The following is a 17725-nucleotide window of genomic DNA, read 5'->3' as shown; positions in this document are numbered from 1 at the left end:
CGACAGCTTGGCCCGGCTGTTCCGCCGCCGGCGCCGATGCGCCGGTTTTGGCCGAGGCGCGGCGCGCCGTCTGCACCGCGAGGATCCCCGCCGCCACCACCGCCACGCCCAGCGCGTCCAGCGCGCCCAGCGCCTCACCAAGCAGGAGGGCGGCGATCAGCACGCCGAAGACCGGGTTGAGGAAATGGAATGTCGCCGCCTTGACCGCGCCGATCCGGCCGACCAGCACGAACCAGACCAGCGTCGCCAGCACGCCGGGCACCAGCACCGTGTAGGCAAAGGCCACCACGAGCGCCCAGTTCCAGTCGACCTGCCAGCTCTCGAGCAGCACGGCCGGCGGCAGCAGCGCCGCCGCGCCGACCAGCATCTGCAGCCCGACCACCATCATCAGGTTGCCGCCCGCCGCAGCACCACGCACCGCCAGCGTCGCCGCCGCCAGCGCCAGCGCCGCGACCACGCACAGCCCCACGGCAAAGAGGTCGAGACCGCCCGCCATGCGTCCGCCCATGATGATCGCGACGCCCCCGAAGCCCGCGACGAGTCCGATCGCGGCCAGCCGCGGCAGCCGGTCGCGCAGCAGGACCCAACCGATCAGCGCCACCAGAAGCGGCATGGTCGAGGCGATGATCGAGGCGACCGAAGCACCGATCGACTGCATCGCCACGAAGTTGAGACCGAGATAGAGCGCGTTCTGGCACAGGCCGAACACCACCACCCCCCGCCACTGGCTCCGGCTGAGCCGCGCGGTCTGGCGCAGCGCCAGCGCGATGCCGATGGCGACCACCCCCGAAGCGAGGAAGCGTGCGGTCAGCGCCGTCAGCGGCGGCGCATGGGCCACGATCACCCGCGCCGAGGTGAAGGCCGAGGACCACATCAGGGCGAATGCCAAGCCCAGACCCAGTGACCTCACATCCATCGACACATCTCCTGAACAAACGAAAAAGGGCCGCCCCGGGGGCGACCCTTTCTCGAATTCCTCCGGACCGCAAGCGCGGCCGGCAGCGCGTCACTCTTCGTTGACGCTGTCCTTGAGCGCCTTGGCGATGGTCATCTTGACCACCTTGTCGGCGTCTTTCTTGATCTGCTCGCCGGTGGCCGGGTTGCGGACCATGCGCTCGGGGCGCTCGCGGCAGTAGATCTTGCCGACATTCGGCAGGGTCACGGCGCCGCCCTGCGAAACTTCGCGGGTGATGATGGCGACCAGCGCGTCCAGATGGGCGCCGGCGGTCTTCTTGTCGCCGCCGGTCTCGTCGGCGATGGCGCTGACGAGCTGCGCCTTGGTCATCGGTTTGGCCATTCGAGGTCTCCTTGCCACAGCCCGCTCGGGGCTTGTCCTTGCACCGCTCTGGGGCGGCGTGTTGCCTAGACCCACAATGAAACAAACGTCATTGCAAGCAAAAACCGCTGTTTCCTTGCGGTATCGGCAGGTTTCAGAGGAAGGCCGTCTCTTCGAAGCTACGCAGTTTGCGGCTATGGATGCGTTCGAGCGGCATCTCGCGCAGCCGTTCCATCGCCCGGATCCCGATCATCAGGTGGCGCGCGACCTGCGTCTTGTAGAAATCCGAGGCCATGCCGGGCAGCTTCAGCTCGCCATGCAGCGGCTTGTCGGAGACGCACAGCAGGGTGCCGTAGGGCACCCGGAAACGAAAGCCGTTGGCCGCGATGGTGGCGCTTTCCATGTCGAGCGCCACGGCGCGCGACTGGCTGAGGCGCTGCACCGGACCGGACTGGTCGCGCAGCTCCCAGTTGCGGTTGTCGATGGTCGCCACGGTGCCGGTGCGCATGATCCGCTTGAGATCGTAGCCCTCGAGCGCGGTGACCTGCGCCACCGCATCCTCAAGCGCGATCTGGATCTCGGCCAGCGCCGGGATAGGCACCCAGACCGGCAGGTCGTCGTCGAGCACGTGGTCCTCGCGCAGATAGCCATGCGCCAGCACGAAATCGCCCAGCCTCTGGCTGTTGCGTAGACCGGCGCAGTGGCCGACCATCAGCCAAGCATGCGGGCGCAGGACGGCGATGTGGTCGGTCGCGGTCTTGGCGTTCGACGGGCCGACGCCGATATTGACCAGCGTGATCCCCTGCCCGTTCGCGCGGGTCAGGTGATAGGTCGGCATCTGCGGCATCTTGGCGGGGATGTGCATCACCCCTTCCGGATCGGTGATCCGCTGGTTGCCAGGGCCGACGAAGGCCTCGTAGCCGCTGTCGGGATCGGCCAGCACGTGGCGGGCGTAGGCCTCGAATTCCTCGACATAGAACTGGTAGTTGGTGAACAGCACGTGGTTCTGGAAATGCTGGGGATCGGTCGCGGTGTAATGCGCGAGCCGGGCCAGCGAATAGTCGATGCGCTGCGCCGTGAAGGGGGCCAGCGGGCGTGCCCCGTCGGGATAGGTGAAGCCATTGCCGTTGACGATGTCGTCATGGGTGGTCGAGAGATCCGGCACGTCGAAGACGTCGCGCAGGTGGAAATCCATCGCGCCGTCCTGCGGCACCGTCACGGAGGAATCGTTGGCCACCGCGAAATGCACCGGCATCGGCGTCTCAGAGGCGCCGATCACCACCGGCACGCCATGGTTCTCAATCAGCAGGCGCATCTGCTGCTTGAGGTAGTTTCCGAACAATTCGGGCCGCGTCACCGTGGTGGAATAGGTGCCCGGCTCGGCGACATGGCCGAAGCTCAACCGGCTGTCGGCCTGGGCGAAGGTCGCGGTGGAAAAGCGGATCTCGGGATAAAAGGCGCGGTAGCGCGTTTCCGGCACGCCGCCCTTCAGCGTCTCGGTGAATTTCTCGCACAGGAACCGCGTGGCGGCCTCGTAGATCTCCTTGAGGCGGGCGAGCGCCGCCTCGGGATCGGTGAAGGCCTCGGCGGCGGGGATTTGCGGCGTTTCGATCTTCAGCGTCTTCTCCATCTCGTTCAGTCCTGTCCCTCGAATGGTGTCGTGATCTCGAAGCGGGTGACGTCCACCAGCCCGAGATCCGATATGCGCAGCTCGGGTATCACCACGAGCGCGAGCAGCGAATGCTGCATGTAGGCATTGTTGAGGGTGCAGCCAGCGTCGCGCATCGCCGCGACCATGCCATCGGCCGAGGCCGCGACGTCACGCGCCGGGGCGTCCGACATCAGTCCCGCGATCGGCAGCCGCACCAGCGCCTGCTCCGCGCCGTCGCGCCAGACCGTGACGCCGCCGCCGACCTCGCCGAGCCGGTTCGCGGCCCGGGCCATCATCTCGGCATCGGTGCCGACGACGATCATGTGGTGGCTGTCATGCGCGACGGTGGAGGCGATCGCCATCCGACCCTCGTAGCCGAAACCCTCGACGAAGCCGTTCACGACCCCGCCGGTGCCGCGATGGCGCTCGACCAGCGCGATCCGCGCCACCGGCCCGGCGGGCATCACCGCGCCGTCCTCGACCGGCAGTTCGCGGACCAGCGCGCGGGTCGGGGCCTGGTTCTCGACCACGCCGATCACCCGCGCCCGCACCGTTTCCGCCCCCTCGGGCGCCGACAGTCTGAAATCTTCCGCGATCAGCTCCCGGCCCAGATGCACGGTCTGCCGTGCGCTTTCGGGCCAGTCGTAATGCGGGCATGTAACACGCAGGTCACCATCTTCGGCCACCAGTACCCCACGCGCGAAAACCGTCTCGATCGGCAGGGTGGCAAGGTCCGAGGTCAGGATGACGTCGGCGCGGCGCCCGGGCGCGATGCTCCCCAACTCGCGCTCCATGCCGAAATGCGTGGCCGAGTTGATCGTCGCCATCTGCAGCGCCACCACCGGGTCGCAGCCGCATTCGATGGCGTGGCGTACCACCCGGTCCATGTGGCCGTCATTGACCAGCGTGCCGGAATGGCAGTCATCGGTGCACAGCACGAAATTGCGCGGGTCGAGGCCCCTCTCGGTGACCGCCGTGATCTGGCTCTCCACGTCGTACCAGGCCGAGCCCAGCCGCAGCATCGAGCGCATGCCCTGCCGCACCCGGTCGATCGCGTCCTGCTCGCGCGTGCCCTCGTGATCATCGGCGGGGCCGCCCGCGACATAGGCGTGGAACGGCACGCCCCGGTCGGGGCTCGCGTAATGACCGCCCACCGTCTTGCCCGCGCGCATGGTGGCGGCGATCTCGGCGAGCATCTTGGGGTCGCCCGCGACCACGCCCGGGTAGTTCATCATCTCGCCTAGGCCCACGATGCCGGGCCAGGACATCGCCTCGGCCACATCCTCGGGGCTGATCTCGTGCCCCGTCGTCTCCAGCCCCGGTGCCGAGGGCGCGCAGCTGGGCATCTGGGTGAAGATGTTGACGGGCTGCATCAGCGCCTCGTCATGCATCATCCGCACGCCATCGAGGCCCAGCACGTTGGCGATCTCGTGCGGATCGGTGAACATCGTCGTGGTGCCATGCGGGATCACGGCGGCGGCGAACTCCGCAGGCGTCAGCATGCCGCTCTCAATATGCATATGCGCGTCGATCAGGCCAGGGATCAGGAAGCGGTCGGCGGCGTCCACCACCTCGGTGCCCTCGCCGATGCAATGGCTCGCATCGGGACCGACATAGGCGAAGCGGCCGCCGGCGACCGCCACCTCCCAGCCATCGAGGATCTCGCGGCTCTGCACGTTGACGAGACGGCCGCCGCGGATCACGAGATCGGCGGCCTCGCGGCCCGCGGCCACGGCGACGAGACGGGGGGCAAGCTCGGCCCAGGATCTGATCGGATGTTCCATCTGTGGATTTCATACCAAGCCGCGATCCGCCGCAACCCCGCCGGACCGCTGACGCGGGAGGCTCCGCCCGACGGCCGACCGCGGCGGCTCAGAATGGGTATTTGAGGAACGCGACCCTTAGGGCGCGCGGGAGTGTGATCGTCCTGCCGGGAACGGGCTGTGCGCAATTGGCGTTGCGCGCCCGAGGAGACCTAGCCCATGCCACCCCCCGCCCAGCTCGTCTATTATCCCGATTCAGAGCCTGGCATCGCGCGCCGCCGCTGCGGGCGTGGCTTCAGCTACACGGCCCCCGACGGCACCACCATCGAGCGCGGCCCCGAGCGCAAGCGCATCGAAGCACTGGCCGTCCCGCCCGCCTATGAGAAGGTCTGGATCTGCCCCAAGCCGCATGGCCACCTGCAGGCCACCGGGCACGACACGCGCGAACGCAAGCAGTATCGCTACCACCCGGACTGGCGGGCCTGGCGCGAAGCGCACAAGTTCGACCACCTCGCCGAGTTCGGCGAGGCCCTGCCCGCCATTCGCCGCCGTATCCGCCGCGACCTGTCGGGCGAAGCGGGCGAACTGGACTTCGCCATCGCCGCCGTGCTGGCGCTGATCGACCGGGTGTCGATCCGGGTCGGCAATCCCGAATACGCGGCCGAAAACCGGACCTATGGCGCGACCACCCTGACGGGCCGGCACATCCGGCTCGATGGCGGCGAAATGCGGCTGCGCTATACCGCCAAGGGCAACAAGAAGGTGAATCGCAAGCTCAAGGACAAGTCTCTGATGAAGGTGCTGGAGCAGCTGCACGACCTGCCGGGCAAGGAGCTGATCGGCTGGATCGACGAGGACGGGACGCCGCGCGCGGTCTCCTCCGGGCAGGTCAACGAGCGGCTCGCCGAAATCACCGGATCGGACCACATCACCGCCAAGACCTTCCGCACTTGGGCAGGCTCCGAGGCGGCGCTGGCCTGTGCGATCCGCGAAGAGGAGCTGACCATCAAGGGCATGAGCGAGGCCGCCGCCGAGCGGCTTCACAATACGCCGACCATCGCCCGCAACAGCTACATTCACCCCAAGGTCATCGCGCTGCACGAAGCGGATGCCGAAGAGCGCATGGCGCTGCTCGAAGACCTGCCCGAGACCGCCGGCCTGCGGCAGGCCGAGCGTGCGCTGCTGAGGCTACTGTCATGAGCCTTGAACGCTTCGTCGAGGCCCAGAATGGCAGCTACGCCACCGCGCTGTCCGAGATCGAGGCCGGCCGCAAGCGCAGCCACTGGATGTGGTACATCTGGCCGCAGCTCAAAGGGCTCGGCCATTCGCCGATGGCACAGCATTACGGCATCGCGGATGCGGCAGAGGCGCGGGACTATCTGGCCCACCCGACCCTCGGGCCCCGGCTGGTCGAAATCTCGCGCGCCATGCTCGCGCATCGCGGCCATGCGCCCGAGGAGATCCTCGGCGGCATCGACGCGTTGAAGCTCAGAAGCTCCGCCACCCTCTTCGCCGCCCAGCCCGGCGCCGACCCCGTCTTCGCCGAAATCCTCGACGCCTTCTATGACGGTCCTGACGAACGGACCCTCGCGCTGCTGGACCGCTAGCCCGGCATCGGGCACATAAACCCGATGAAGACGCTTCTCTCCTTCGGCCACGGCTATTCCGCCCGTGCCCTCGCCCGCCTCCTGCCCGATGACTGGCGCGTCATCGGCACCACCCGTTCGGCCGAGAAGGCCGATGCGTTGCGCGCCGAAGGGGTCGAGCCCGCGATCTGGCCCGGCTCCGACCTGACGCAGGCGCTCGACGCCGCGACGCATCTGTTGATCTCCGCCGCGCCCGACGCCGATGGCGACCCGGTGCTGCGCGAGTGGCGCGACGCCATCGCCGCACGCGCCGAGCGCTTCGAATGGGTCGGCTATCTCTCGACCACTGGCGTCTATGGCGACCGAGACGGCGGAGGGGTCGACGAAACGAGCGATCTGCACCCGGCGACCCGGCGCGGGCAGGCACGGGTCGAGGCCGAGACTGCGTGGCAAGCAGTCCCTGGTCTGCCGCTGCACATCTTTCGCCTCGCGGGCATCTACGGCCCCGGGCGCGGCCCGTTCGAAAAGGTGCGACAGGGCACGGCACGGCGCATCGTGAAGCAGGGACAGGTTTTCAGCCGCATCCATGTCGACGACATCGCGCAGGTGCTGAAGGCATCGATCGACCGCCCGAACCCCGGCGCGATCTACAACCTGTGCGACGACGACCCCGCCCCGCCGCAAGATGTCATCGCTCATGCCGCCGAGTTGCTCGGCCTGCCGGTGCCGCCCGAGGTGCCGTTCGAGGAAGCCGAGATGACGCCGATGGCGCGCAGCTTCTACGCCGAGTCGAAGAAGGTCCGGAACGACCGGATCAAGGACGAGCTCGGCGTGACGCTGATCCATCCCGATTACCGTTCGGGACTGGCCGCGCTGCTAAAGGAAGAAGGCTGAGCGCGTCTCAGGCGCGCTTGCCGATCACCTCGACGCCCAGCACCGAGAGCACCTTCTCCTCGATGTGCAGCGCCGAAAGACCGGCAATCTCGTACATGTCGGCCGGGCTGGCCTGATCGATAAAGATGTCGGGCAGCACCATGGAGCGGAACTTCAGCCCGGCATCGAACACACCCTCGTCGGACAGAAGCTGCGCGACGTGGCTGCCGAAGCCACCAACCGCCCCTTCCTCGATGGTGATCAGCGCCTCGTGATCCTCGGCGAGCCGCAGGATCATCTCACGGTCCAGCGGCTTGGCAAACCGCGCATCGGCGATGGTGGGGGTGACGCCGCGCGCCGAGAGCGCCTCGGCGGCCTTGACCACTTCCGACAGCCGGGTGCCGAAGGACAGGATCGCGACGCGGCTTCCCTCCTGCACGATCCGGCCCTTGCCGATCTCCAGCGGCTCCGCCTCGGCCGGGATCTCCACCCCGACGCCCTCGCCACGCGGGAATCGGAAAGCGATCGGACCCTCATCATGCGCAGCGGCGGTGGCGACCATCCGTGTGAGCTCCGCCTCGTCGGCAGCGGCCATCACCACCATGCCCGGCAGGTTCGCCATGAAGCCGATATCGAAGCTGCCGGCATGGGTTGCGCCATCTGCGCCGACGAGCCCGGCGCGATCGATCGCGAAGCGTACCGGCAGGCGCTGGATCGCGACGTCATGCACCACTTGGTCGTAGCCGCGCTGCAGGAAGGTCGAGTAGATCGCGCAGAACGGCTTCATGCCGCCCGCCGCGAGACCTGCGGCGAAGGTCACGGCGTGCTGCTCGGCGATGCCGACGTCGAAGCAGCGGCTCGCGTAACGATCCATGAACCGCGCGAGCCCGGTGCCGTCGGGCATGGCCGCGGTGACGGCGACGATCTTGTCGTCCTTCTCCGCCAGTTTGACGAGGCTGTCGGAAAACACCGAGGTGTAGGATGGCGCATTGCTCTTGGCTTTGGCCTGCGTGCCCGAGACGACGTCGAACTTCGCCGTCGCATGACCCTTGTCCGAGGCGGCCTCGGCGGGGCCGTAGCCCTTGCCCTTCTGGGTAATGGCATGGATCAGCACAGGCCCGCCGGCACGGCTGTGCACCAGCCGCAGCACCGACAGCAGTTGATCCATGTCGTGCCCGTCGATCGGGCCGATATAGGAGAAGCCCAACTCCTCGAACAGCGTGCCGCCGACGGTCATGTGCTTGAACACGTCCTTGGCCCGCTTCGCGCCCTCTTGGAACGGCGGCGGCAGGAAGCTCACCGCGCCCTTGGCGAGCGCCTTGAACTCCTGGAACGGCGCGCCGGCATAGAGCCGCGAGAGATAGGAGGACATCGCGCCCACCGGAGGCGCGATCGACATCTCGTTGTCGTTGAGAATGACGATCAGCCGCTTGCCCAGATGGCCGGCATTGTTCATCGCCTCATAGGCCATGCCCGCGCTCATCGCGCCATCGCCGATCACCGCGATGCAGTCGCCGACGCTCTCGCCCTCGAGCCCGCGCCCGCCGAGATCGCGCGCCACGGCCATGCCCAGCGCCGCCGAGATCGAGGTCGAGCTATGCGCGGTGCCGAACGGATCGTAGGGAGATTCCGAGCGCTTGGTGAAGCCCGACAGCCCGTCCTTCTGGCGCAGCGTGCGGATCCGATCGCGCCGTCCGGTCAGGATCTTGTGGGGATAGGACTGGTGGCTCACATCCCAGATCAGCCGGTCGCACGGCGTGTCGAACACCGCGTGCAGCGCCACGGTCAGCTCGACCACGCCTAGCCCCGCGCCCAGATGACCGCCGGTCTCGCTGACCGCCGAGATCGTCTCGGCGCGCAGCTCGTCGGCAAGTCGGCGCAGCTCGGAATCGCTCAGCCGCTTCATGTCGGCAGGGATCTTCACCCGGTCGAGGATCGGGGTGATGGGGCGGTTCGGCGTGGTCTCGGACATGACAGCCCCTCTCTCAGCTCTCGCGCGCGATAACGAAGCGTGCTGTCTCGCGCAAGGTTCCGGCCGCGGCACCATAGGGCGACAGCGCGTCACAGGCCGCCTCCACCAGCTCCGCCGCGCGGGCCTTGGCAGCATCGAGGCCAAGCAGCGACACGAAGGTCGCCTTGCCGGCAGCCGCATCCTTGCGGGCGGCCTTGCCCATCTTGGCGGCGTCGCCCTCCACATCGAGGATGTCGTCGGCGATCTGGAAGGCAAGGCCCAGCGCCTGGGCATAGCGCCCGAGCGGCCCGGCATCGGCACCCGCCATCACCGCACCGGCCTCGGCCGACCAGCGGATCAGCGCGCCGGTCTTGCCCTGCTGGAGCTCGGTGATCCGCGCGAGGTCGAGCGGCGTCTCGCTGGTCTCGGCCATGATGTCGCGGGCCTGCCCGCCGACCATGCCCGCGATGCCGCCCGCCCGCGCCAGCGCGAGGCACAGATCGGCGCGGTGCGAGCCAACCAGCGGATCGGCACAAAGCTCGAATGCGAGGCTCTGCAGCGCATCGCCGGCGAGGATCGCGGTGGCCTCGTCCCAGGCGACATGCACGGTGGGCTGGCCGCGTCGCAGGTCGTCGTCATCCATCGCCGGCAGGTCGTCATGCACGAGGCTGTAGGCGTGCAACGCCTCGATCCCGGCGGCCGGCAGCCGCGCCGCCTCGCGCGCCACATCGTGCAGCCGCGCCCCCTCGAGAACGAGGAAACCCCGCAGGCCCTTGCCGCCCGTCACCGCGTGCTCCATCGCCTGGGCCACCGGCAGGTCATGCGCGGCGAGCCGCTCGCGCAGCACGTCCTGGGTCTCGCGCGCTGCCGCCGCCAGCGCCGCGCGGAACGCCTCAGCCATCGAGCGGCGCGGTGCCTTGGGCCTGGCCGTCGGGTCCCTGGGTGATCCGGGCCACCTTTTCCTCGGCCTCGGCAAGCTGCTTCTCGCAGCGCTTCTTGAGCGCGTCGCCGCGCTGGTAGAGCGCGATGGACTGGTCGAGGGCGACATCGCCGCGCTCAAGCTGGCCCACCACCTGCTCCAGCTCCCGGATCGCCTCCTCGAAGCTCATCTCCTCGACGGGTCTGTCGCTCATCGTCCGCGTTCCTCCAAGATTGAGACATGCGCGGCGGCGCAGTCCGCCAGCGCCCCGAGGTCATAACCGCCTTCGAGCGCGGAGACCACGCGTCCCGCGCAGAACGTCTCCGCGAGGTCGCAGATCCGCGCGGTGATCGCCGCGAAATCCGCCGCTTCCAACATGAGCCCGGCCAGAGGGTCGGCGCGGTGTGCGTCGAAACCAGCCGAAACGAGGATCAGCTCGGGACGATGCGCCGCGACCCGCGGGAACACCTTGTCCTCAAGCACCGCGAGCAGCCCCGGCCCGTCCGTCCCGGCGGGCAGCGCCACGTTGACCACCGTGCCATGCGGGCCGGTATCCGACGGTTCGCCCGTGCCCGGGTAGAGCGGCATCTCGTGGGTGGAGCAGAACAGGATGCGCGGGTCGTCCTCGACCAGGTCCTGCGTGCCATTGCCGTGATGCACGTCGAAATCAATGATCGCCACCCGCGACAGGCCGTGATGGTCGAGCGCATGTTTCGCCGCCGCCGCTACGTTGCCCAGCAGGCAAAAGCCCATCGCCGTCTCGCGCTCGGCATGATGGCCGGGCGGGCGCATCGCGCAGAAGGCGTTGGCCGCCTTGCCCGTCAGCACGATATCGACCGCCCGGATGGCGGCCCCCGCCGCGCGCCAGGCCGCGCCGAGGCTGCCGGGCGAGAGCCACGTGTCGGCGTCGATCTGACGACGGCCATGCTCGGGAGTGTCGGCGCGCAGATCGTCGAGATAGGATTTCGGGTGCACCCGCAGCAGGTCCGCCTCGGCGGCGAGCGGCGCCTTGATGCGCAGCAGGTCCATGGTCTCGAGGGCGCCCAGCACTGCGTCGAGCCGCGCCACCTGCTCGGGGTGGCCGGGCGGCGTATCATGATCGAAGCCGTCGGGATGGGTGAGAAGCGCTGTGGTCATCCCCGCAGGCAATCGCAGAACACGGACGGGCGCAAGCGCGTCCCGATCACCGTCGCGCGTGCGGCGCGGGGGCCGCCGGGGACCCGACGAATGGCGTGGCCGGGCGCCCTACCCCGGAAATGCGGATCGGGTCAATCGGGCGCCAGCATGTAGCCTTCGCCGCGCACCGTCTGCAGGTAGCGAGGCTGGCGCGGGTCGGCCTCGAACTTGCGCCGCAGCCGGGTGATCTGCACGTCGACCGCGCGTTCCTGGCTCTGGCCGTCGCCACGGCCCAACTCCTCGACCAGCTGGGCGCGGGTCACCGCCTCACCGGGCCGGGCGGCAAAGATCCGCATCAGCTGCGATTCGGTCGCGGTCAGGCGGATTCGCGTCTCGCCCTCCCACATCTCACCGCGCGCCACGTCGTAGCGCACCGCGCCGAGGTCGAGCGTCGCCGGTCGCTCGGCCGGTTCGGGGATCGGCTGGCGGCGCAGCACGGCGTTGATCCTGAGCAGCAACTCCTTGGGATCAAAGGGCTTGGCGAGGTAATCGTCGGCCCCCGCTTCGAGCCCGGTGATCCGGTCCTCGGTCTCGCCGCGCGCGGTGAGCAGCAGGATCGGTACCGGCAGGCTCTCGCGCAGGGACCGGCACAGCGAAATGCCGTCCTCACCGGGCATCATCACATCGAGCACGATGAGGTCGAATTCCAGCCCTTCGAGCAGCCGCCGCGCATGGCCCGCATCGCGCGCCCCGGTGACGAGATAGCCGTGCCGGATCAAAAATTTCTGCAACAGACCGCGGAGACGGACGTCGTCATCCACGACCAGGAGGTGCGCCAGTTCGCTCATCAGCCGCCCTTTCCGGCCAGCGCCTCGTAGTGGCGGCGGCTCTCCTCGTCCATCATTGCCTCGAGCACCTGCCGAAACCCGGCCACGGCCACCGGACCGGCCATCCGGTAGGCAGCCCGCATCCGCTCGCGCTGGGCGTCCGACAGCTCGCGCTCCAGCGCGGCGCCGGCCTCGGTCAGGTAGAGATGCCGTTCGCGGCGATCGCGACGACCCACCCGCGCCTCGACCAGCCCTTCGGCGATCAGCGCCCGCAGCACCCGGTTCAAGGACTGCTTGGTGACGCCCAAGAGCGCCATCAGGTTTGACACCGTGGTCCCCGGGGAGCGATGAATGAAATGGATCGCACGGTGATGGGCACGCCCCATCTCGCGCCCCTCGAGGATGCGATCGGGGTCGGAGGTAAAGCCGCGATAGGCGAAGAACATCGCCTCTATGCCTTTCCTCAGCTGCTCATCCGTCAGGAAGAGCAGGCTCGACCCGCCCTGCGGTGCCGGTCCCTCGGCCATGCGTCGTGATCCCTTCGGTCGCCGTCTTCGGGTCACAATACGTCAGCCTTGTTGACATTCCAAGGGCGAAGCGGTAGCGATCTGCCCCATAGGGCGCAATTTTCGGTCGCAAGGTCCGGAACAGCGCGGGATAAGTTGACAGGGAGGCACGCCATGGCCGGCGGCTACGACGATCGCGACGGAAAGATCTGGCTCGACGGCCAGCTGGTGGAATGGCGCGATGCCCGGGTGCACATCCTGACCCACGCGTTGCATTACGCCTCTTCGGTGTTCGAGGGCGAGCGCGCCTATAACGGCAAGATCTTCAAGGGTGTCGAGCACTCCCACCGGCTTCGGAAATCGGCCGAACTCTTGGATTTCGAGATCCCCTACGCGGTCGAGGAAATAGAGGCGGCAAAATACGCGGTGCTCGAGGCCAATGGCTGGTCCGACGCCTATGTGCGCGCGCTGGCCTGGCGCGGCGCCGGCCCCGACATGGGCGTGGCGAGCTTGCGCAACCCCGTCCGCATGGCGATCGCCGCGTGGGAATGGGGCAGCTATTACGGCGACGCCAAGATGAAGGGCGCCAAGCTCGACATCGCCAAGTGGAAGCGCCCCTCGCCCGAGACCGCGCCCTCGCAGGCCAAGGCGGCGGGTCTCTACATGATCTGCACCATGTCCAAGCACGCCGCCGAGGCCAAGGGCTGCTCGGACGCGATGATGTTCGACTATCGCGGCTACGTGGCAGAGGCGACCGGCGCCAACATGTTCTTCGTCAAGGATGGCGAGGTGCACACGCCGCTGGCCGATTGCTTCCTCAACGGTATCACCCGTCAGACCGTCATCGCGATGCTCAAGGAAAAGGGCATCACCGTGCATGAGCGGCACATCATGCCCGAGGAGCTCGAAGGCTTCGAGCAGTGCTGGCTCACCGGCACCGCGGCCGAGGTGACTCCGGTCGGCCAGATCGGCGACTACAATTTCGAGGTCGGCGCGCTGACCCGCGACGTCGCCGAGAGCTACGAGAAGCTCGTGCGCGCCTGAACCGGGCTCGATGCCAGAACACGTTGGGGCGGTGCCGCAAGGCGCCGCCCCATTTCGTTGCCCTCACAGGCCGCGATTGATCTTGACCGTTTTGCCCGGTGCGGGTTCGGACGCGGATGGCTCCGCATTGTGCCAAGCCCCGGCCACCTCTGCCCCCATTCCCGCCACCGCCATGGCGACGGCACCAAGCGCCTGCTTGGTCTCGAGGCGCATCGGCGCATGGCTCGCGAGCGCCACGGTGAGCGCCAGCATGAGGACGGCATGGGTCCAGAGGATCATCTTCAGGTGCCGCGCGAAAGGTTGTTTGCGCGTCTTGTGGCGAAGGTGGCGCTGCGCCAGCAGGGTGCCGAGGCTGCCGCCCCAGAAGGCGATCCGCAACAGACGCCGCTCGGGCCAGCGCCACAGCCCGCGCTCGGCACGCCGCTTGTCATTCGCCATGGAGAAGAAGCCCGCGAGGTTCATCAGCGCCAGCAAGGCGGCGAGGCCGAGCGCGCCCGCGATCCACTCCATGCCGTCCATCGCGGTCATCGCCGATCTACCCGTTCGGGCTCATCGCCCGGCGGCCGCGGCCGCGCTCGATCCCCAGCCGGTGCTCGCGCCAGATGATGGCGATGCCGGCGCTGACGATGATCGCCGCACCTGCCAGCATCGTCCACGTCGGCACTTCGTCGAATACCGCGTAGCCGACCCCCAGCGCCAGCAGCATCGAAGCGTATTCGAACGGCGCGATTAGAGAGGCGTCGGCATAGCGATAGCTCGAGGTCAGGAAGATCTGCCCGACCCCGCCGAGCAGCCCGGCCAGCACCAGCAGCGCGAATGTGCCCGGCGCGGGCAGCACCCAGCCGAAGGGCAGCGTCAGCAGCGCCAGCACGCTCGCCGTCATCGAGAACCAGAACACGATCGCCGCCGTGCCTTCGCTGCGGGTGAGCTTGCGCACGAAGACCTGCGCCAGCGCGGCGCAGAGCGCGCCGCCCAGCGCCACCACCGCGCCCAGCGTCTCTGCAAGGCTCAGCGGATCGGAGGTGACCGACAGACGCGGCGACATGACGATGAGTACGCCGACGAGCCCGGCTCCCACTGCCGAAAGCCGGAACAGGCGCACCTCCTCGCCGAGGAACATCGCGGCGAGGATCACCACCATCAGCGGCGCGGCATAACCGATCGCGGTCACCTCGGGAAAGGGCAGCAGACCGAGCGCGGTGAAGCCCAGCCCCATGGCGGCGGTGCCGACGAGACCGCGCCACAGATGACCCATCGGGTTGGGTGTCTCGAGGCCGTGGCGCAGCTCGCCGCGCCATAGCAGCCAGACGATGATCACCGGCAATGCAAAGAAGGATCGGAAGAACACGGCCTCGCCGGGCGGCACCGCGTCGGAGGTCGCCTTGATGATCGCCGCCATGGCGACAAACACGCAGACCGAGGCAACCTTGAACAGGATGCCACGCATGGGCTGTTGCGGCGGCGCGGTGACCGGGGTGGCGGGAGGGGTCATGGGGTGATCCTTTCACCGCGACCCTAGACCGCTCAACCCTGGGAGCAAGCGACCGGCGGGCGATCCGGCCCGCCGATGCGCGTTTTGTCCAGGATGCGTCACCCCGGACGGGTGTCCTCAGACCTCGTGACCGCGCTCGATGCGCAGGAACTGGCGCAACCGGGCCGCGCCACGTGCGCCGAGGCTGCGGGCATGCACCCGCCGCACGGCACGGTGCGGGGCCTCCTCATGCTCGATCCGGGCATATTCACGCGCGCGGATCGCGCTGCGATCCTTGGGCCTGTCGATCACGTGCTTGGTCATCGAAATCTCCTCCTCTGGGGATATCGTGGGTTTGCACCCTATCCGATCGGGCCGATTCGGTCTGCATCTTTCGAGAGGCGGCCCGACACCGGCCATTCGCCGCCGGGGCGCTGAACTCACCCCTTGGGGGACATGCGCAGGATCGCGCCGGCCTCGCTGTCGATCAGGAAGAGCACGCTGCCGTCTTCGGCGATCTCCACGTCGCGCACCCGGCCATTGCCGCCCGCGAGCGCCTCCTCGCCCACGACGCGGCCCTCCTCGTCGATATCGAGGCGCACCACTTCGCCGGGGTTGAGCGAGGCGATGACCAGATCGCCCGCCCAACCCTCGAAGGCATCGCCCTCGTAGAAGGCCATGCCGCCGGGCGCGATCACCGGGTCCCAGTAATAGACCGGCTCCTCCATGCCCTCGGCACGCGGCTCGCCTGTGCCGATGGGGGCGCCGTCATAGCGGATGCCGTAGCTCACCTTGGGCCAGCCGTAATTGGCACCAGGCGCTGGGCGGTTCAGCTCGTCACCGCCGGCGGGGCCATGCTCGATGGTCCAGTAGTCACCGGTCGCGGGCTGGATCGCCGCGCCCTGGATGTTGCGGTGACCATAGGACCAGATCGCGTCGTCGCCCTCCTGCCCGACGAAGGGATTGTCCTCGGGCACAGTGCCGTCGGGGTTGAGCCGCACCACCTTGCCATAGGTGTTGTCGAGCTCCTGCGCGAGCTGGCGGTTCTTGTCGGTGAAATGCTCGCCCGTGGTGATGAAGACGTGACCCTCGCCGTCGAAGGTGATGCGCGAGCCGTAATGCATCGGCGCATCCGAGGGCGGGCCTTGGACGAAGATGTCTTCGACGTTCACCAGCGCGGTCATGTCATCTGAAAGCGTGCCGCGCGCGGCGGCGGTGGCGACGCCGCCATCGACCGGCTTGGCATAGGTGAAATAGACCATGCGATCGGCGGCGAAGTCGGGGCTCAGCATCACGTCGAGGAGACCGCCCTGCTTGCGCGCGTCGATCTCGGGCAGGCCTGAAATCGGATCATGCACCTCGCCTTCGGGCGAGACGTGTCGCAGTCGGCCGGGCCGCTCGGTGACGAGATAGCCGCCGCCGGGCAGCGGCGCGATGCCCCATGGGCGCTCCAGCCCCTCTGCAAAGGTCTCGATGGCGACATCGGTCGACTCCAGCTTGGGCGCGCGGGCCTGTTCGGGGAAGGCGGGCTGGTAATCGGCGTTGGCCGGGCCGCGGTCGACCGGCTGCCTGGCATTGCCATTGTCGCTCTGGGCCAGGGCGAGGCCGGGTATCACGGCGGCAATCGCCGCGACGACGAAGGGCGAAGTGGTCTTCATGTCGGTCTCCTCGGGCTTGTCAGGTCACCGAGCTAGCCGCCTCCCTCTGCCCTTCCAGCCGCCTCACGGCCCATTGACCGGCCTCGGCCACGGTCGGATCCGGCTCGGCGGCGAGGTCGCGGGCGACCGGCAACAGCCTTGGCTCGCCGGAATTTCCGATGGCATAGGCGACATTGCGAAGGAAACGGTCGCGGCCGATCCGCTTGATCGGACTGCCCGAGAACATCTCCCGAAACGCGGCATCGTCGAGCTTGGCGAGGTCGGCCAGCGACGGCGCGTCGACCTTGCCGAAATAGCGCATCTCGGTCGCTTCCTGCGCGAACTTGTTCCACGGGCAGACCGCGAGGCAGTCGTCGCAACCATAGATCCGGTTGCCCAGGGCCTCGCGGAATTCCTCGGGCACCGGTCCCTTGTGCTCGATGGTGAGGTAGGAGATGCAGCGCCGCGCATCGAGCTGGAACGGCGCCGGGAAGGCGTTGGTCGGGCAGATATCGAGACAGCGCGTGCAGGAGCCGCATTTCTCCGCCGCCGGCGCATCCACCGGCAGTTCCACCGTGGTGAAGATCGCGCCGAGAAACACCCAGTTGCCCACCGTCCGACCCAGGAGGTTGGTGTGCTTGCCCTGCCAGCCCAAGCCCGCGGCCTGCGCCAGCGGCTTTTCCATCACCGGCGCGGTGTCGACGAAGACCTTGATCTGCTCGTCGGGACACTGCTCCAGGAGCCAGCGTCCGACCCGTTTCAGCCGTTTCTTGACGAGGTCATGGTAGTCGCGGCCATGGGCATAGACGCTGATCGCCGCCCGTTCGGGATGCTCCAGCACCTCGAGCGGGTCGTGGCGCGGCGTGTAGGCCTCGGCCAGCATGATGACGGATCGTGCCTCGGGCCAGAGCGCCGCCGGGTTGCCACGCCAGCCCATGCGCTCCTCCATCCAGCCCATCTGGCCGTGACGCCCCTCGCCTACATAGGTAGCCAGCCGCGCGGCGGCCTCGGGGATGGCGTCGGGGCGGCAGATTCCCATCTCGGCGAATCCCTCGCCGAGCGCGGCCTCGCGCAGCCGGTCCTTGAGCGCCTGCTCATCCATGCT

The 17725-nt window shown here is 68.2% G+C and carries 18 protein-coding genes and 1 pseudogene; 4 read left to right on the top strand and 15 right to left on the bottom strand.

What is annotated here, in order from left to right; all coding sequences use genetic code 11:
- Positions 1 to 61: 61 nt before the first annotated feature.
- The 4 genes and pseudogenes from FHS00_RS05090 to FHS00_RS05075 all read right to left on the bottom strand — a co-directional run.
- Positions 62 to 916, bottom strand: a pseudogene (locus FHS00_RS05090) (DMT family transporter); the annotation flags it as partial.
- Positions 917 to 1006: 90 nt separating this feature from the next.
- Entirely contained in the window at positions 1007 to 1297 is a 291-nt protein-coding gene (locus FHS00_RS05085) for an HU family DNA-binding protein (RefSeq protein WP_017927686.1), read from the bottom strand.
- Between the two features lie 133 nt (positions 1298 to 1430).
- Positions 1431 to 2906, bottom strand: a complete 1476-nt coding sequence (locus FHS00_RS05080) for an AMP nucleosidase (RefSeq protein WP_183470458.1) — start codon at positions 2904 to 2906, stop codon at positions 1431 to 1433.
- Positions 2907 to 2911: 5 nt separating this feature from the next.
- Positions 2912 to 4711, bottom strand: a complete 1800-nt coding sequence (locus FHS00_RS05075; RefSeq protein ID WP_183470457.1) for an adenine deaminase — start codon at positions 4709 to 4711, stop codon at positions 2912 to 2914.
- Between the two features lie 198 nt (positions 4712 to 4909).
- Between FHS00_RS05075 and FHS00_RS05070 the strand changes: the two genes are divergently transcribed.
- Genes FHS00_RS05070 through FHS00_RS05060 form a run of 3 tightly spaced genes read left to right on the top strand, consistent with a single transcriptional unit; the run spans position 4910 to position 7170 of the window.
- The gene (locus tag FHS00_RS05070; RefSeq protein ID WP_183470456.1) at positions 4910 to 5890 is read left to right on the top strand and encodes a DNA topoisomerase IB; all 981 of its coding nucleotides are present in this window, start codon (positions 4910 to 4912) and stop codon (positions 5888 to 5890) included.
- The gene (locus FHS00_RS05065; protein WP_183470455.1) at positions 5887 to 6297 is read left to right on the top strand and encodes a DUF1810 domain-containing protein; all 411 of its coding nucleotides are present in this window, start codon (positions 5887 to 5889) and stop codon (positions 6295 to 6297) included. Before FHS00_RS05070 ends, FHS00_RS05065 begins: the two co-directional genes overlap by 4 nt.
- Before the next feature lie 24 nt (positions 6298 to 6321).
- Complete coding sequence (locus FHS00_RS05060) at positions 6322 to 7170, top strand: SDR family oxidoreductase (protein WP_183470454.1); 849 nt, start codon at positions 6322 to 6324, stop codon at positions 7168 to 7170.
- 7 nt (positions 7171 to 7177) lie between these two features.
- On the opposite strand, the gene dxs is transcribed toward FHS00_RS05060, so the two are convergent.
- The 6 genes from dxs to FHS00_RS05030 all read right to left on the bottom strand — a co-directional run bounded on the left by dxs (position 7178) and on the right by FHS00_RS05030 (position 12489).
- Positions 7178 to 9121, bottom strand: a complete 1944-nt coding sequence (dxs, locus tag FHS00_RS05055) for a 1-deoxy-D-xylulose-5-phosphate synthase (protein ID WP_183470453.1) — start codon at positions 9119 to 9121, stop codon at positions 7178 to 7180.
- A 13-nt stretch (positions 9122 to 9134) separates the two neighbouring features.
- The gene (locus FHS00_RS05050; RefSeq protein ID WP_183470452.1) at positions 9135 to 10001 is read right to left on the bottom strand and encodes a polyprenyl synthetase family protein; all 867 of its coding nucleotides are present in this window, start codon (positions 9999 to 10001) and stop codon (positions 9135 to 9137) included.
- A complete protein-coding gene (locus FHS00_RS05045; RefSeq protein WP_183470450.1) occupies positions 9994 to 10233 on the bottom strand; it encodes an exodeoxyribonuclease VII small subunit in 240 nt (79 codons plus the stop codon). The genes FHS00_RS05050 and FHS00_RS05045 overlap by 8 nt, the downstream gene beginning before the upstream one ends.
- Positions 10230 to 11156 (bottom strand): histone deacetylase family protein, encoded by a 927-nt coding sequence (locus FHS00_RS05040; RefSeq protein WP_183470448.1) that lies wholly within the window; start codon positions 11154 to 11156, stop codon positions 10230 to 10232. The genes FHS00_RS05045 and FHS00_RS05040 overlap by 4 nt, the downstream gene beginning before the upstream one ends.
- 131 nt (positions 11157 to 11287) lie before the next feature.
- Positions 11288 to 11983 (bottom strand): response regulator, encoded by a 696-nt coding sequence (locus FHS00_RS05035; RefSeq protein WP_183470445.1) that lies wholly within the window; start codon positions 11981 to 11983, stop codon positions 11288 to 11290.
- Positions 11983 to 12489, bottom strand: coding sequence for a MarR family winged helix-turn-helix transcriptional regulator (locus tag FHS00_RS05030; RefSeq protein WP_183470443.1), 507 nt, complete (start codon positions 12487 to 12489; stop codon positions 11983 to 11985). Before FHS00_RS05030 ends, FHS00_RS05035 begins: the two co-directional genes overlap by 1 nt.
- A gap of 153 nt (positions 12490 to 12642) precedes the next feature.
- Here FHS00_RS05030 and FHS00_RS05025 point away from each other — a divergent pair, with 153 nt between their 5' ends.
- Positions 12643 to 13512 carry a branched-chain amino acid aminotransferase gene (locus tag FHS00_RS05025; RefSeq protein ID WP_183470441.1) on the top strand — a complete coding sequence of 290 codons (870 nt, stop codon included), beginning with the start codon at positions 12643 to 12645 and terminating at the stop codon, positions 13510 to 13512.
- A 63-nt stretch (positions 13513 to 13575) separates the two neighbouring features.
- Here FHS00_RS05025 and FHS00_RS05020 read toward each other — a convergent pair whose 3' ends face one another.
- The 5 genes from FHS00_RS05020 to queG form a co-directional block, all read right to left on the bottom strand.
- Positions 13576 to 14040 (bottom strand): DUF1294 domain-containing protein, encoded by a 465-nt coding sequence (locus FHS00_RS05020; RefSeq protein WP_221188712.1) that lies wholly within the window; start codon positions 14038 to 14040, stop codon positions 13576 to 13578.
- Positions 14041 to 14047: 7 nt separating this feature from the next.
- Positions 14048 to 15004 carry a DMT family transporter gene (locus FHS00_RS05015; RefSeq protein WP_183470439.1) on the bottom strand — a complete coding sequence of 319 codons (957 nt, stop codon included), beginning with the start codon at positions 15002 to 15004 and terminating at the stop codon, positions 14048 to 14050.
- Between the two features lie 117 nt (positions 15005 to 15121).
- Entirely contained in the window at positions 15122 to 15307 is a 186-nt protein-coding gene (locus FHS00_RS05010) for a hypothetical protein (RefSeq protein WP_183470437.1), read from the bottom strand.
- Positions 15308 to 15423: 116 nt separating this feature from the next.
- Entirely contained in the window at positions 15424 to 16641 is a 1218-nt protein-coding gene (locus FHS00_RS05005; RefSeq protein WP_183470435.1) for a PQQ-dependent sugar dehydrogenase, read from the bottom strand.
- A 19-nt stretch (positions 16642 to 16660) separates the two neighbouring features.
- Positions 16661 to 17722, bottom strand: coding sequence for a tRNA epoxyqueuosine(34) reductase QueG (gene queG, locus FHS00_RS05000; RefSeq protein ID WP_183470728.1), 1062 nt, complete (start codon positions 17720 to 17722; stop codon positions 16661 to 16663).
- Between the last annotated feature and the right edge of the window lie 3 nt (positions 17723 to 17725).

This window comes from Limimaricola variabilis (genome assembly GCF_014195545.1).
In the GTDB taxonomy this organism is placed as follows: Bacteria; Pseudomonadota; Alphaproteobacteria; order Rhodobacterales; family Rhodobacteraceae; genus Limimaricola; species Limimaricola variabilis.
Note: the sequence above shows the minus strand (reverse complement) of the source record. Positions and strands in the feature narration are given on the sequence as shown.

Coding starts and splice junctions, on each gene's coding strand:
- FHS00_RS05085 (WP_017927686.1), bottom strand. CDS start 1,297: ATGGCCAAACCGATGACCAAGGCGCAGCTCGTCAGCGCCATCGCCGAC.
- FHS00_RS05080 (WP_183470458.1), bottom strand. CDS start 2,906: ATGGAGAAGACGCTGAAGATCGAAACGCCGCAAATCCCCGCCGCCGAG.
- FHS00_RS05075 (WP_183470457.1), bottom strand. CDS start 4,711: ATGGAACATCCGATCAGATCCTGGGCCGAGCTTGCCCCCCGTCTCGTC.
- FHS00_RS05070 (WP_183470456.1), top strand. CDS start 4,910: ATGCCACCCCCCGCCCAGCTCGTCTATTATCCCGATTCAGAGCCTGGC.
- FHS00_RS05065 (WP_183470455.1), top strand. CDS start 5,887: ATGAGCCTTGAACGCTTCGTCGAGGCCCAGAATGGCAGCTACGCCACC.
- FHS00_RS05060 (WP_183470454.1), top strand. CDS start 6,322: ATGAAGACGCTTCTCTCCTTCGGCCACGGCTATTCCGCCCGTGCCCTC.
- dxs (WP_183470453.1), bottom strand. CDS start 9,121: ATGTCCGAGACCACGCCGAACCGCCCCATCACCCCGATCCTCGACCGG.
- FHS00_RS05050 (WP_183470452.1), bottom strand. CDS start 10,001: ATGGCTGAGGCGTTCCGCGCGGCGCTGGCGGCGGCAGCGCGCGAGACC.
- FHS00_RS05045 (WP_183470450.1), bottom strand. CDS start 10,233: ATGAGCGACAGACCCGTCGAGGAGATGAGCTTCGAGGAGGCGATCCGG.
- FHS00_RS05040 (WP_183470448.1), bottom strand. CDS start 11,156: ATGACCACAGCGCTTCTCACCCATCCCGACGGCTTCGATCATGATACG.
- FHS00_RS05035 (WP_183470445.1), bottom strand. CDS start 11,983: ATGAGCGAACTGGCGCACCTCCTGGTCGTGGATGACGACGTCCGTCTC.
- FHS00_RS05030 (WP_183470443.1), bottom strand. CDS start 12,489: ATGGCCGAGGGACCGGCACCGCAGGGCGGGTCGAGCCTGCTCTTCCTG.
- FHS00_RS05025 (WP_183470441.1), top strand. CDS start 12,643: ATGGCCGGCGGCTACGACGATCGCGACGGAAAGATCTGGCTCGACGGC.
- FHS00_RS05020 (WP_221188712.1), bottom strand. CDS start 14,040: ATGACCGCGATGGACGGCATGGAGTGGATCGCGGGCGCGCTCGGCCTC.
- FHS00_RS05015 (WP_183470439.1), bottom strand. CDS start 15,004: ATGACCCCTCCCGCCACCCCGGTCACCGCGCCGCCGCAACAGCCCATG.
- FHS00_RS05010 (WP_183470437.1), bottom strand. CDS start 15,307: ATGACCAAGCACGTGATCGACAGGCCCAAGGATCGCAGCGCGATCCGC.
- FHS00_RS05005 (WP_183470435.1), bottom strand. CDS start 16,641: ATGAAGACCACTTCGCCCTTCGTCGTCGCGGCGATTGCCGCCGTGATA.
- queG (WP_183470728.1), bottom strand. CDS start 17,722: ATGGATGAGCAGGCGCTCAAGGACCGGCTGCGCGAGGCCGCGCTCGGC.